Source organism: Nocardioides gilvus, assembly GCF_003194605.1.
GTDB lineage: Bacteria > Actinomycetota > Actinomycetes > Propionibacteriales > Nocardioidaceae > Nocardioides > Nocardioides gilvus.
The window spans coordinates 163520-177908 of sequence record NZ_QHKY01000001.1; the positions used below are offsets into that span (position 1 = coordinate 163520).

Consider the following 14389-nt stretch of genomic DNA (forward strand, 5'->3'; position numbering starts at 1 on the left):
GTTCACTTCCCCTGCTGGGCCACCCAGGAGGCGTGCAGACGGGCGTACGGAGAGCCGACGTCAAGCACCAGCTCCGAGTGCGGGCCCCGTTGCACGACACGGCCCCGATCCACCACTACGACCTCGTCGGCCTGCTCGGCGGTCGACAGTCGGTGGGCGATGGTCACCGACGTGCGTCCTGCCATCAACCGCTCCAGGGCCCGCCCGATCCGCATCTCCAGCTCCGGGTCCACCGCGCTGGTGGCTTCGTCCAGGACCAGCAGGTCCGGGTCGGCCAGGTGAGCTCGCAACAGGGCCACCAGCTGGCGTTCGCCGGCCGAGAGCGACTCGCCCCGCTGGCCCACCTTGGTCTCGAGCCCGTCGGGCAGGCCCGCGAGCCAGTCCGCGAGCCCGAGCTCGGTCGCCGAGGCGACCAGATCGGCGTCGGAGGCGTCGAGGCGTCCGTAGCGTGCGTTGGCCGCCAGGGTGTCGTTGAAGAGGAAGCCCTCCTGCGGCACGAGCACGACGGAGCGGCGCAGACTCTCCGCGCGGATGTCACGCACGTCGATGCCGTCGAGGAGCACCGCGCCCGCGGACGGGTCCATCAGACGGGTCAGCAACTTGGCGAAGGTCGACTTGCCGGAGCCGGTCTCGCCCACGATCGCCACCCTGGTCCCGGAATCGATGGTGAGATCGACGTCGTGGAGCACCGGCGCTCCGCCCGGGTAGGCGAAGGTGACGTCAGCGAAGCGGACGTCGATCGGACCACGCGGCAGCGTCTCGCCCTCGGGGCCCGGGTCGACGAGGTCGCCCGGGGTCTCCAGGATCCCGATCACCCGCCGCCAACTGGCGATGGCGTTCTGGGCGTCGGTGATGATCTGGGTCCCCATCTGGACAGGGCCCACGAAGAGGGTCACCAGGAAGGCGAAGGCGAGCACGGAACCAGCGGTCATGTCGCCGGTGAAACCCAGGAACACGCCGATCACCAGCACTCCGGCGTTGGCCAACCCCGCCGAGATCCCTCCGAGGGAGAAGGAGATGACGGTGAACTTCTGGGCCTTGGTGCTTGCTGAGCGAAACGCGTCGACGCTGGTGTCGATACGGCCCTGGGTGCGTTCCTGGACGGCGTACGAGCGGACCACGGAGGCTCCGACCACCGGCTCGGAGACAGCAGAGAGCATGGCGCCGGCCTGACGACGTACGACGCCGTACGCGGCCGAGAGCTTGCGCTGGAAGTATCGGATGGAGATGAAGAGGGGCGCGAAGCAGAGCCACACCACCAGGGCCAGCTGCCAGCTGTAGACCAGCATGATGACCGTGGCGACCAGCACCTGCCCGGCGCTGATGATCAACAGCAGTCCCCCGAAGACGAGGAACTGGCTGACCTGGTCGACGTCGCTGGTGACGCGTGAGACAAGAGCACCGCGGCGCTCGGTGTTCTGGGTGAGCAGCGGCAGGTCGTGCACGTGACGGAACGCCTTGATCCGCAGGGTGGCCAACCCCTTCTCGCTGGTGGCGAAGAGGCGGCTGGTCATCAGGTAGGACGCGAAGCTGGTGACCACGAGCCCGAAGAAGGCGGCGACACCCATCGTCACCACGAACCCGACGTCCGGACCGTCCGGTCCGTTGAGGCCGGTGTCCAGGGTCTGCTGGACGGCGATCGGAACGATCACCTGGCCCAGCGCCGCCACCAACGCCAGCGTCAGTGTGCCCCAGAAACCCTCGGTGAGCTCGGGCGAGAACCGCAGGCCGCGACGGATGGTGTCCATCGCCCCGATCTCCTCCCCGGTCTCCATCCGGGTGCCCTGCGCGTTCGTGCGCACCGTGGCCGCCGTCGTCACCGTCTCGGGCCGTGCTTCCTCGGTCGAGTGCTCGGTCGTGCTCATGACTGCACTCCTTCCGATGCGACGACGGGTGGGACGGGCGCGTCCACCTCGTAGGCGTTGACGAGTCGGGCGTAGGACTCGTTGCGCCCGAGAAGTTCACGGTGGGTGCCCCGATCCGCGATGTGACCGCCCTCGAGGTGGACCACCTCGTCGGCCAGAGCGATGGTGGCCTTGCGGTAGGCCACCACCACCAGCGTCGTACCTGCGGCCCCTTCGCGCAGGGAGGCAAGAATGCGAGCCTCGACCTCGGGGTCGACCGCGGAGGTGGCATCGTCGAGCACCAGCAGGCGAGGACGGCGGACCAGCGCGCGGGCCAGCGAGAGCCTCTGGCGCTGCCCACCGGACAGCGACGTGCCGCGCTCGCCCAACTGGGCATCGAGCCCGTCGGGCAGTGCCGCCACGAAACCGTCGGCCTGGGCCGTGCGCAGGGCGGCCCAGATCTCGTCGTCAGTCACGTCGGCGCCGAGGGCGACGTTGCCGCGCACGGTGTCATCGAAGAGGAAGGCGGTCTGCGGGACCACGGCAACCACCTCTGCGAGCGCTCCGTCGTGCAGGTCGCGCAGGTCCACCCCGTCGATGCGGATCGTGCCCGCGTCAGGGTCGACGAGGCGGGCCAGCAGGCTGGTCAGGGTGCTCTTCCCCGACGCGGTGGCACCCACCACGGCAACCGTGCGGCCGGGCTCGACGGTGAAGGTCACGTCACGCAGGAGTGGGACCGCCTGGTCGTAGGCGTACTGCAGGCCATCCACCTCGAGACGGGCACCAGCGGCCCCGCGGGGGGCACTCCGCAGCCCGTACGGCATGGCACCGGTCGCCTCGAGGACCGCGCTGACGCGGCGGTACCCGACGACGCTGCGCGGGAACTCCCCCAGCAGCCATCCGATGGCCCGGATCGGGAAGGAGACGATGGTGAGGAGGTAGGCGACAGTGACCAGGGCACCGGGACTGGCGGCTCCGGAGGTGACCCGTTCCACCCCCACGGCCAGGACGACGAGCACCCCGAGGCTGGGCAGCGCGGCCAGCACCGGGTCGAAGACCGCACGGACCCGGCCGGCCCGTACGTTGACGTCGCGCAACTCGTGGACCTTCGCGGTGAAGCGGGCGGTCTCCTCCTCCTCACGACCCAGGGTCTTGACGACCATGGCTCCGTCGAAGGACTCGTGGGCGACCTCGGCGACCTCCGCGCGCAGACGTTGGGCCTGGGTCATCAGGGGTGAGGCGATCCGCTGGTAGATGAGGTTGGCGGCCAGCACGGCCGGGAACACCAGGAGGCCGACCAATGCCAGGACCACGTCGGCGGCGAACATCTGGATCACGGCGATCACCATCATCACCACCGTGCCCAGGGCCATCGGGAAGGGGGCGATGGGCGCCCAGGCGGCCTCGACGTCGCTGGAGGCGTTGGAGAGAAGCTGGCCGGTGGGGTGACGCTGGTGCCACTCCATGGGCAGCTCGAGGTACTTGCGGGTCACCGCGCGGCGGGTGTGGGCCTGCATCCGGTACTGCATGATGCCGGCACCCAGTCGGCGCGCGACGATGCCGACGGCGCGCAGGAGCGCCACACCGATGAAGAGGGCCACGACCGCCCAGAGCATGTCGGCGCCGATCTCACCGGTCTCGAACGCCGGGATGACGACGTTCTCCGTCGACCACCCGAGCACCCACGCGTCGGCGACGGTCAGCACGGCGAAGAGCACGCTGCCGATGGTCGAGAGAGCGAAGACCACTGGCTCCCGTCGCACTGCAACGCCCAGGACGCGGAACCCCTCCCGGGTGGTGGAACCTCGCGGCTTCTGCTGGTCGACCGCCACGAATTCCGACTCCTTCACACCGTTGTTCCTCACCCGGTGCGAACCCGGGCGCCCCTCAGGCTATTCCCGGGCGCCGACGTTTCAACGCACCGGATGTCCCGCCGCAGCCAGGGACGCCTTCACCTCGGTGATGCTCACGGTGCCGAAGTGGAAGACCGACGCGGCCAGCACGGCGTCGGCGCCCGCGTCCACGGCAGGAGCGAAGTGTTCCGCCTTCCCGGCTCCGCCGCTGGCGATCACCGGGATGGTGACCTCGCGACGCACGGCGCGGATGATCTCCAGGTCGAAGCCGTCCTGGGTGCCGTCGGAGTCCATGGCGTTGAGCAGGATCTCGCCCGCGCCCAGCGCGGTGGCACGCACGGCCCACTCGATGGCGTCCAGCCCGGCGGACCTGCGCCCACCGTGGGTGGTCACCTCGAAACCGGAGTCGGTGCCCGCGGCGCGACGGGCGTCGACCGACAGCACGAGCACCTGGTTGCCGAACCGGTCCGCCACCTCACGGATCAGCTCGGGGCGGTGGATCGCGGCGGTGTTCATCGCAACCTTGTCGGCACCGGCCCGCAGCAGACGGTCCACGTCGGCCACGCTGGAGACTCCCCCACCCACCGTCAGGGGGATGAAGACCTCCTCGGCCGTGCGCGACACGATCTCCATGGTCGTGGCTCGACCCTCGTGGGACGCCGAGATGTCGAGGAAGGTCAGCTCGTCGGCACCCTCCGCGTCATACAGCCTGGCCAACTCCACCGGGTCCCCGGCGTCGCGCAGACCCTGGAAGTTGACGCCCTTCACGACACGCCCACCCTCCACGTCGAGGCAGGGAATGACGCGTACGGCGAGGCTCATCTGCGGCCCTCCGGCAACGTGATCGCGAGCGCTTCCTGGAGCGTGAACCGGCCCTCGTACAGCGCGGTGCCGGCGATGGCGCCCTCGACGCCCAGATCGACGAGCTGCGCCAGCGCCCGGATGTCATCCAGGGTGCTGACGCCGCCCGAGGCGACCACAGGACGAGTGGTGGCGGCGCACACGTTGCGCAGCAGTTCGGTGTTCGGTCCCTGCAGCATGCCGTCCTTGTCGACGTCGGTCACGACGTAACGGGCACACCCCTCGCTGTCCAGACGGGCCAGGGTCTCGTAGAGGTCGCCGCCCTCGCTGGTCCAGCCCCGACCGGCCAGGGTGGTGCCCCGCACGTCGAGCGCCACCGCGATCCGGTCGCCGTAGTCAGCGATCGCACGCGCACACCACTCGGGGTTCTCGATCGCGGCGGTCCCGATGTTGACCCGGGCGCATCCCGTCGCCATCGCCCGGGCGAGGGACTCGTCGTCCCGGATCCCGCCGGTCATCTCGACCTTGATGTCGAGCCGGCCCACGATCTCGGTCTTCAGCTCCGAGTTGTCCCCCTTGCCGAAGGCGGCGTCGAGGTCGACGAGGTGGAGCCACTCCGCGCCTGCCTCCTGCCACCGCAGAGCGGCCTCGACCGGGTCACCGTACTGGCCACCCGTGCCGGCCACACCTTGGGAGAGCTGCACCGCCTGACCACCGGAGATGTCCACGGCGGGGAGCAGTTCGAGGTAGGGCGACATTTCTGGACTCCTGAGGGGCGAGACCTCCGCCTCGGCGGGGGGCGTACGGAACTGGGTGGTGCTGGAGCCGCTGCCGGTCAGCGGTGGCTCATCGGGTCACCTCACAGGGTGGCGACCCAGTTGCGCAGCAGCGCGGCTCCGGCGTCGCCGGACTTCTCGGGGTGGAACTGGGTCGCCCAGAGCGGACCGTTCTCGACCGCCGCGACGAACCTGTCGCCGCCGTGCTCGGCCCACGTCACCAACGGCGCCTCGGTGCGGTCATTGGTGACCAACTCCCACTCACGCACGCCGTAGGAGTGCACGAAGTAGAAGCGCTCGTCGGCCACGCCATCGAAGAGACGCGAACCATCGGGCACCTCGACGGTGTTCCAACCCATGTGGGGGACGACGGGCGCCCGAAGACGCTCGACCGTGCCCGGCCACTCGTCGCACCCCTCGGTCTCGATGCCGTGCTCGACACCGCGGGCGAAGAGGATCTGCATGCCGACGCAGATGCCCAGCACAGGGCGGCCACCAGCGAGGCGGCGCCCGATCAGGCGCTCACCCTTGATCGCTCGCAGACCCTCCATGCACGCGGCGTACGCGCCGACCCCCGGCACGAGCAGCCCGTCGGCAGCCAGACCCGCCTCGAAGTCCGAGGTCAGCTCCACGTCGGCCCCGGCACGCTCGACGGCTCGGACCCCCGAACGCAGGTTGCCGGAGCCGTAGTCGAGGACGACGACCTTGGGACGGCGGCTCAACGGGCGTCACCCACTCCGTCACCCTCGAGCGTCCCCTTGGTCGAGGGCACACCGGTCTCACGCGGGTCGAAGGCCACCGCGTCGCGGAACGCGCGAGCGAAAGCCTTGTACTGCGCCTCGACCAGGTGGTGCGGGTCGCGACCGGCCAGCACGCGGATGTGCAGCGCGATCTGGGCGTGGAAGGAGATCGACTCGAAGACGTGGCGCGTCAGCGATCCCTGGTAGTCGCCCCCGATGGCGACGTAGATCTGCCCTTCGGGCTCACCCGTGTGCACGCAGTAGGGACGCCCCGAGACGTCGACGACGCCCTGGACGAGCGCCTCGTCGAGCGGGACGGTCGCGTCGCCGAAGCGTCGGATGCCCCGCTTGTCACCCAGCGCCTGGCGCAGCGCCTGGCCCAGGATGATCGCCGTGTCCTCGACGGTGTGGTGGGCGTCGATGTGGGTGTCGCCCTGGGTGTGGACCGTCAGGTCGACCAAGGAGTGGCGACCGAACGCATCGAGCATGTGGTCGAAGAAGCCGACCCCGGTCGAGATGTCGGTCCTTCCGGAGCCGTCGATGTTGACCTCGACGACGACCGAGGACTCCTTGGTCTTCCGTTCGATCCTGGCGGTACGGCTCATCGGGTCTCCTCCATCACAGCCACGAGGGCTTGCTTGAATGCCTTCATCTCGTCGGGGGTCCCGATCGACACCCGCAACCACCCCGGCGGGCCGGTCTCGCGGATCAGCACGCCTCGGTCGAGCAGGCCCTGCCAGACCGCACTGCGATCCTCGAACGTGCCGAAGAGTGCGAAGTTCGCGTCCGAGTCGGCCACGGTGAGGCCCTGCTCGCGCAACCACGCGACGCAGGCATCGCGCTCGACGCGCAACTCGTCGACCTTGCCGAGGAGCTCGGGCGCGTGCCGCAGGGCAGCCAGCGCCGTGGCCTGGGTGACGGCCGAGAGGTGGTACGGCAGCCGCACGACCCGAATGGCGTCGCAGATCTCCGGTGCCGCCGCCAGGTATCCCAGCCTGGCCCCGGCCAGCGCGAACGCCTTGCTCATCGTCCGGCTGACCACCAGGTTGCGGTGCTGCGGCAACAGCTCCAGCGCGCTCGGGGTCCCGGCGCGACGGAACTCTCCGTACGCCTCGTCGATCACGACGACACCGTTGCCGGCTGCCTCGCAGAGCATCGAGACGGCCTCGAGCGGCAGGGCCGTCCCGGTCGGGTTGTTGGGGCTGGGCAGGAGCACCACGGACGGCCGCTCGGCGAGGATCTTGGCCCGCGCGACCTCGAGGTCGAGGCTGAAGTCGCTCTCACGCCGACCCACGACCCAGTCGGTGAGCGAGTCGCGCGCGTACTCCGGGTACATCGAGTACGTGGGGGCGAACGAGATGGCTGTGCGGCCCGGCCCTCCGAAGGCCTGGAGCAGTTGCAGCATCACCTCGTTGGACCCGTTCGCGGCCCAGATGTTCTCCGGGACCAGCCCTTGGCCACCATCGGTGTTGAGGTAGGCGGCCAGCGCTCCGCGGAGCTCGGTGAAGTCACGGTCGGGATAACGGTTGAGCGTCAGCGCAGCGGCGCGCACCGACTCGGCGATGTCAGCAGCAGCGGCCTGCGAGGGACCGTACGGATTCTCGTTGACGTTGAGCTGGACCGGGACGTCGAGCTGCGGAGCGCCGTAGGGCACCTCCCCCGCCAGCGCGTCACGCAACGGGGGCCAGGCGAGGTCGCTCACTGCCCAGCACCGTCCTGCGCGCGGCGCACCTCGATCGCCTGGCCGTGGCCCGGCAGGTCCTCGGCAGTGGCCAGCGTGACGACGTGGTCGGCCACGTCGTCCAGCGCTCGGCGGGAGTAGTCGATGACGTGGACGGACTTGGTGAAGGCGCGCACCGAGAGACCGCTGGAGTGACAGGCACAACCGGCGGTCGGGAGCACGTGGTTCGAACCGGCGCAGTAGTCGCCGAGTGAGACCGGAGCCCACGGACCCACGAAGACGGCGCCGGCGTTGCGGACCCGCGCAGCCACCTCCGCGGCGTCGCGGGTGTGGATCTCGAGGTGCTCGGCGGCGTAGGCGTTGACCACGTCGAGGCCCTGCTCCACGTCGCGGACGAAGACGATGCCGGACTGTCGCCCGGCCAGCGCCGTACGGATCCGGTCGACGTGCTTGGTCACCGAGACCTGGCGCTCCAGCTCTGCCTCCACGGCGTCAGCGAGTGCCTCGGAGTCAGTGACCAGCACGGAGGCTGCCATCGGGTCGTGCTCGGCCTGGCTGATCAGGTCGGCAGCCACGAAGGAGGCGTTCGCGGAGTCGTCGGCGAGGATCGCGATCTCGGTCGGGCCCGCCTCCGAGTCGATGCCCACGACGCCGCGCAGCTCACGCTTGGCCGCAGCGACGTAGATGTTGCCCGGACCGGTCACCAGGTCGACCCGACGACACTCCCCGGCCCCGTGGGCGAACATGGCGATCGCCTGGGCCCCACCGGCCGCGTAGACCTCGGTCACGCCGAGCAGGGCACAGGCCGCCAGGATGGTGGACTCGGGCAGACCGCCGTTGTGCTTCTGCGGAGGGCTGGCCAGGGCGATGGAGCCGACACCCGCGACCTGCGCGGGGACGACGTTCATCACCACGCTGCTCACCAGCGGGGCCAGCCCGCCCGGAACGTAGAGGCCGACCCTGTCCACCGCCACCTTGCGGTGGGTGATGACGGCGCCCGGTGCGAGCTCGCTGACGACGTCGGACTCGAGCTCGGCGGCACACGTGATGCGGAGGCGCCGGATGGACTCCTCCAGGGCAGCGCGCACCGCCGGGTCCAGCCCTGCCAGGGCTGCGGTGGTCGCCTCGACCGGGACCCGGATCTCGCTCTGCTCGACACCGTCGAACTGTGCCGCGAACTCGATGACCGCGTCGACGCCGCGGGTGCGGACCGCCTCGATGATGGGTCGCACGGCATGGGTGGCCGCCTCGACGTCGAACTCGGCGCGAGGCACGCTCGCGCGGTAGTCCACGGACGGCTCGGCGTCCCTGAGGTCGATGCGGCGGATCATGTGCCCATGATAGGCGGCGCCACCGGACGAACCCTGATCCGGATCAGTCCTGGGCGCCGCGTCGGGTCCGTGGCACGCCGGAGCCGCCGAGGAAGAGCCCGATCAGCCCGATGAGGGCACCGATCCCGGGAGCCACCACGGCTCCGGTCTCGAGGCTGAACGGGCGCATCGGATGCTCGACCCCTGCGAGCCGCAGGTCGGAGACGATCGGCTCCCAGTCTTCGGCTTCCATCGCCAGGGGCCTGGGATCAGGCGGTCCGAGCGCGTGGCCCACGTGGTACATCACGTAGGCGATGGCGAACGAGCCCAGGGTCACACCCACCAAGGTCGCCAGCGGGCGTCGCAGGCCCCAGCGAGCCGCGAGCGACCCGTAGGCGATGCCCCCCACCAGCCCGATCAGGGTGAACCAACCCGTCGAGCTGACGTCCTGCATGACCCCCTCGGGATCGAGGAGCCACTCGCCCTTCCAGGCTGCTCCGGTGGGCGGTGTCCAGGCCCACTCCCACACCACCCCGAGCAACGCACCCACGAACGCGCCCGCGACGGCGACCAGCAGGGCGTGCCGCAGAGCGTCCAGCGACAGCACACCCCGGCTCCTCGAACGAGCCGCGGGCTCGTCCGCGGTGGGCGGGGTCGTGCTCTCTGCTTCGGGGACGCTCAACTGCTCAGACACCCCGGCCCCAGGAGTTGTTTGAGGTCAGCGAAGAGCGCGGAACTGGGCGTGACCCGCAGCCGGTCGTCCAGCTTCATGACCGTGGTCGAGGCCCGCGAGAGCAGTCGCAACTGCACCTCGGTCATCCCCGGGTGCGCAGCGAGCACGTCGCGCAGTTGGTCGACGACCGGGGCCGTGCAGCGGGTCGAGGGCAGGGAGATCACCACGGGACCGCTGGGGCCGTCAGAGAGGTCGGGCAGCGTGACCTCCTGCCCCCGCAACTCGGGCTGGTCCTTGTCCCGGGAGAGCTGGCCCTTCACCCGGATGATGGCGTCCTGGATCAGGTAGGGAGCCGCCAACTGGTACGAGCTCGGAAACAGCAGCACCTCGATCGCGCCGTCGAGGTCCTCGAGGGTGACGGTCGCCCAGGCATCCCCGCGCTTGGTGATCTTGCGGTTGACCGCAGTGACGAGCCCACTCACCGTGATCGTGGATCCGTGGGGACGGTCCTCGTCCAGCATCAGTTGACCGATGGTGCAGTCGGTGCCGTTGGAGAGGACGTGCTCCAGACCCAGGAGCGGGTGGTCCGAGACGTACAGCCCCAGCATCTCCCGCTCGTGGCCGAGCAGGGTCATCTTGTCCCACTCGTCGATCTCGGGGATCTCCACGGTGACCCCGAAGCCCTGGTCCTCGTCGTCCAGACCACCGAAGAGCGAGTCCTGCCCGATCGCCTCGTTCTTCTTGATGTCGACGTACTGGTCCACAGCCGACTCGTGGATGGTGACGAGCGCCCGACGCAGGTGCTTCATCTCGTCGAAGGCGCCGGCCTTGATCAAGGACTCGATCACGCGCTTGTTGCAGACGGTCGCGGGGACCTTCGCCATGAAGTCGTTGAAGTCGTTGAACCGGCCCTGGTCACGACGGGCCGACACGATCCCCTCGACCACGTTGGCGCCGACGTTGCGCACCGCGGTCAGTCCGAACCGGATGTCGGTCTCGACCGGGGTGAAGTTGGCGTCGGAGGAGTTGACGTCGGGTGGCAGGACCTGGATCTTCATGCGACGACACTCGTTGAGGTAGATCGCCATCTTGTCCTTGTCGTCCTTGACGGACGTCAGGAGGGCGGCCATGTACTCGGCCGGGTAGTTCGCCTTGAGGTAGGCCGTCCAGTAGGAGACCAGTCCGTACGCGGCGGAGTGAGCCTTGTTGAAGGCGTAGTCGGAGAACGGGAGCAGGGTGTCCCACAGGGCCTTGATCGATGCCTGGGAGAAGCCCCTCTCGACCATACCGCCGGAGAAGGCGACGAACTGCTTGTCCAGCTCCTCCTTCTTCTTCTTGCCCATGGCCCGCCGCAGCAGGTCGGCCTGACCGAGCGTGTAGCCGGCCAACTTCTGGGCGATCGCCATCACCTGCTCCTGGTAGACGATGAGACCGTAGGTCTCACCCAGCACGTCCTCCAGCGCCTCGGCCAGGTCGGGGTGGATCGGCTCGACGGGCTCGCGCCCGGTCTTGCGGCGCGCGTACTTGTTGTGCGAGTCGGCGCCCATCGGACCAGGACGGTAGAGAGCACCCACGGCGGAGATGTCCTCGAACGCGTCCGGACGCATCGAGCGCAGCAGGGCACGCATCGGACCACCGTCGAGCTGGAAGACACCGAGGGTGTCGCCGCGCTGCATGAGCGCGTACGTCTCCGGGTCGGTGAGCTCCAGGTCCTCCAGGACCACCTCGACGTCGCGGTTGGCCTTGATGTTCTTCACCGCGTCGTCGAGGACGGTGAGGTTGCGCAGGCCGAGGAAGTCCATCTTGATCAGGCCGAGCGACTCACACGTCGGGTAGTCGAACTGGGTGATCATCACGCCGTCGGACGGACGCTTGAGCAGCGGGATCACGTCGATGAGCGGCTCGCTGGACATGATGACGCCTGCGGCGTGGACACCCCACTGGCGCTTCAGTCCTTCGATGCCGGTGGCCGTGTCGACGACGCGCCGCACGTCGGCGTCGGAGTCGTACAGCGCCCGGAACTCGCCACCCTCGCCGTACCGCTTGTGCTCGGGATTGAAGATCTCCTTGAGCGGGACGTCCTTGCCCATCACGGCCGCGGGCATCGCCTTGGTGATCTTGTCCCCCATCGCGAACGGGTAGGCGAGGATCCGCGACGAGTCCTTGACGGCCTGCTTCGCCTTGATGGTGCCGTAGGTGATGATCATCGAGACCCGGTCCTCGCCGTACTTCTCGGTGACGTAGCGGATCACCTCACCACGTCGACGCTCGTCGAAGTCGATGTCGAAGTCCGGCATGGAGATGCGGTCGGGGTTGAGGAACCGCTCGAAGATCAGACCGTGCTCGAGAGGGTCGAGGTCGGTGATCCGCATGGCGTAGGCCACCATCGACCCGGCGCCCGAGCCGCGGCCCGGGCCGACCCGGATTCCGTTCTCCTTGGCCCAGTTGATGAAGTCGGCGACGACGAGGAAGTAGCCCGGGAAACCCATCTGGGTGATGACGCCGACCTCGAAGTCGGCCTGCTTGCGCACGTCGTCGGGGATGCCTTGCGGGTAGCGGAAGTGGAGCCCTCGTTCAACCTCCTTGACCAGCCAGGAGTCCTCGTTCTCTCCTTCCGGGCAGGGGAAGCGTGGCATGTAGGTGCCGTTGCCCTCGGTGAACTCCACGTTGCACCGCTCAGCGATCCACAGGGTGTTGTCACAGGCCTCGCGCAGGTCGTACTTGTCCTGCCACAGCGCCCGCATCTGCGCCGGGGACTTGATGTAGTAGCCACTGCCGGAGAAGGCGAAGCGTTGTCCGGGCCCGTCACCGGCCGGGATGTCCATCGTGGAACCGGAGTTGATGCAGAGCAGGTGCTCCTGGGAGAGGGCGTCCTCCTCACGCACGTAGTGGGAGTCGTTCGTCGCCAGCAGCGGGATGTCGAGGTCCTTGGCCAGCTTCAGCAGGCCGTCTCGGACCCGGCTCTCGATCGTGAGCCCGTGGTCCATGAGCTCGAGGAAGTAGTTGTCCCGGCCCAGGATCTCCTGGAAGTCCCCGGCGGTCTGGCGCGCCGCCTGGTAGTTGTCATGGCGCAGGTGCACCTGGACCTCACCCGACGGGCACCCGGTGGTCCCGATGATCCCCTTGCTGTGCTGCTGCAGGAGGTCGCGGTCGGCGCGGGGATGCTGGAAGAAGCCGTCGCGGTACGCGCCGGTCGAGATCCTGAACAGGTTGTGCATCCCCTCGGTGCTCTCCGAGAGGAGCGTCATGTGGGTGTACGCGCCTCGACTCGAGACGTCGTCGGGACCGCCCTTGTAGAAGTTGACCCGTTTGCGCTCGAAGCGCGAGATGTTGGGAGTGAAGTAGGCCTCGATGCCGATGATCGGCTTGATTCCGGCGTTCTTCGCCTTCTTGTAGAACTCGTAGGCACCGAAGACGTTGCCGTGGTCGGTCATCGCGATGGCCGGCATCCCCAGCTCGGCCGTCCGCTCGGCCATGTCCTGGAGGCGTGCGGCGCCGTCCAACATCGAATACTCGGTGTGGTTGTGCAGGTGGACGAAGTTGTCGCTGGAACCGGCGGACATACGGCGGACAATCTCCCTGGATCAAGCGGACAGGACTGGACGGCGCGGCGTGGAACGCAGCAACTGTGCAGCGAAGAATCAGCCTACGTCGTCCTCGGGGACCATCCTGACAGGCACCGCAGACAATCTCCTCGCGGGACGGCGAACGGTCGTTCTCCCTCCGTGCCCGGGTCGGCACCCTCGGGTCACAGCCAGGTCAGACTGCGTCCGTGGCCGTGGCTCCACGCCACCGGTTCGCCGTCGAGACCGAGGACGAACTGGCCGGTCTCCCCACGGCCCTGCCCGGTCACCGACGGCAGGACGTCAGGGCCCTCGTTGCTGATCCACCGACAGGCACCGGCGGCCACCAGCCCGCGAGCCATCTCGTCGAAGCGGAGCCGGTCCGCTGGCTCCAGGTAGGCGATCACCGCACTGTGGAAGAGGACAACGGTGCCGTACGTCGCTGCCTGCTCCACGAGCGCGGGGAGCGTCTCGAGCAGGTCCCCGCGGTGCAGGTGGGCAGGGTCCGCGCGCGCGATCTCGACCGCTCGGGCCAGACGGTCACGTCGTTCGTCCTGTTCGGGCCAGACCAGGGCCTCCAACCAGTCCACGTCGTCGGGGTCATCGACGTCGAGCGGGTTGAGGTCCACGCCCCCGCGCCAGGCCACCTCGGGCCACCGGGTCGGCACGGGCACCGGCCCACTCGCCCGGCACTCCAGCAACGGGCCTCCGGATCCCCGCAGCTCCCCCGCTCCCTGCCACCGGTAGTCGTAACGGTCCGGATACAGGCACAGGCCCGCACTCGCCCCGGCCTCCAGCAGCGCCACCGGTCCCTCGATGGCCCCCAGCAGCGGCATGAGGCTCGTGAGGCGTCCCACCTCGTTGGTCTGCGTGGCGTGGCTCTGGACGGTGTGCTCCACCTGGGCCAGACGCTCGAGCAGGACGCCACGCGCCACGTCCCAGCCATCCCGGGCATCGGCCCCGTGACGGCGCAGGGCTGCGAACACCAGGTTGGGTTGCCGCTTCGCGACCGGCAAGGACTCCAGCCATGCGCACGTCTCCGGATCGGCGGGAACGGCCCGGGCCCACGCGGCCAAGGACGGCGACTCGTCGGCCGCGTACGCGGCGAAGTCGGCGTACTCCTCGTCGACCGTGGCAAAGAGTTTCAC

Annotated in this window: 11 protein-coding genes; all 11 read right to left on the reverse strand. The window is 69.0% G+C overall.

Annotation, left to right across the window (positions count from 1 at the left end):
* Nucleotides 1-2 precede the first annotated feature (2 nt).
* Nucleotides 3-1865: an ABC transporter ATP-binding protein gene (locus DNK52_RS00740; protein ID WP_338036714.1), complete on the reverse strand. Its 1863-nt coding sequence runs from the start codon at nt 1863-1865 to the stop codon at nt 3-5.
* Nucleotides 1862-3694, reverse strand: coding sequence for an ABC transporter ATP-binding protein (locus DNK52_RS00745; RefSeq protein WP_239455294.1), 1833 nt, complete (start codon nt 3692-3694; stop codon nt 1862-1864). Before DNK52_RS00745 ends, DNK52_RS00740 begins: the two co-directional genes overlap by 4 nt.
* A gap of 63 nt (nt 3695-3757) precedes the next feature.
* A complete protein-coding gene (hisF, locus tag DNK52_RS00750; protein WP_110238657.1) occupies nt 3758-4519 on the reverse strand; it encodes an imidazole glycerol phosphate synthase subunit HisF in 762 nt (253 codons plus the stop codon).
* Complete coding sequence (priA, locus tag DNK52_RS00755) at nt 4516-5256, reverse strand: bifunctional 1-(5-phosphoribosyl)-5-((5-phosphoribosylamino)methylideneamino)imidazole-4-carboxamide isomerase/phosphoribosylanthranilate isomerase PriA (RefSeq protein ID WP_110238658.1); 741 nt, start codon at nt 5254-5256, stop codon at nt 4516-4518. The genes hisF and priA overlap by 4 nt, the downstream gene beginning before the upstream one ends.
* Before the next feature lie 101 nt (nt 5257-5357).
* Nucleotides 5358-5996 carry an imidazole glycerol phosphate synthase subunit HisH gene (gene hisH / locus DNK52_RS00760; protein WP_110238659.1) on the reverse strand — a complete coding sequence of 213 codons (639 nt, stop codon included), beginning with the start codon at nt 5994-5996 and terminating at the stop codon, nt 5358-5360.
* The gene (gene hisB / locus DNK52_RS00765) at nt 5993-6619 is read right to left on the reverse strand and encodes an imidazoleglycerol-phosphate dehydratase HisB (RefSeq protein WP_110238660.1); all 627 of its coding nucleotides are present in this window, start codon (nt 6617-6619) and stop codon (nt 5993-5995) included. Before hisB ends, hisH begins: the two co-directional genes overlap by 4 nt.
* Nucleotides 6616-7716, reverse strand: coding sequence for a histidinol-phosphate transaminase (locus DNK52_RS00770; RefSeq protein ID WP_110238661.1), 1101 nt, complete (start codon nt 7714-7716; stop codon nt 6616-6618). The genes hisB and DNK52_RS00770 overlap by 4 nt, the downstream gene beginning before the upstream one ends.
* Entirely contained in the window at nt 7713-9026 is a 1314-nt protein-coding gene (gene hisD, locus DNK52_RS00775) for a histidinol dehydrogenase (RefSeq protein WP_110238662.1), read from the reverse strand. The genes DNK52_RS00770 and hisD overlap by 4 nt, the downstream gene beginning before the upstream one ends.
* A 43-nt stretch (nt 9027-9069) precedes the next feature.
* A complete protein-coding gene (locus DNK52_RS00780; protein WP_110238663.1) occupies nt 9070-9612 on the reverse strand; it encodes a hypothetical protein in 543 nt (180 codons plus the stop codon).
* 71 nt (nt 9613-9683) lie between these two features.
* Nucleotides 9684-13241 (reverse strand): DNA polymerase III subunit alpha, encoded by a 3558-nt coding sequence (gene dnaE / locus DNK52_RS00785; RefSeq protein WP_110238664.1) that lies wholly within the window; start codon nt 13239-13241, stop codon nt 9684-9686.
* A gap of 185 nt (nt 13242-13426) precedes the next feature.
* Nucleotides 13427-14389, reverse strand: a complete 963-nt coding sequence (locus tag DNK52_RS00790; RefSeq protein ID WP_110238665.1) for a DUF2332 domain-containing protein — start codon at nt 14387-14389, stop codon at nt 13427-13429.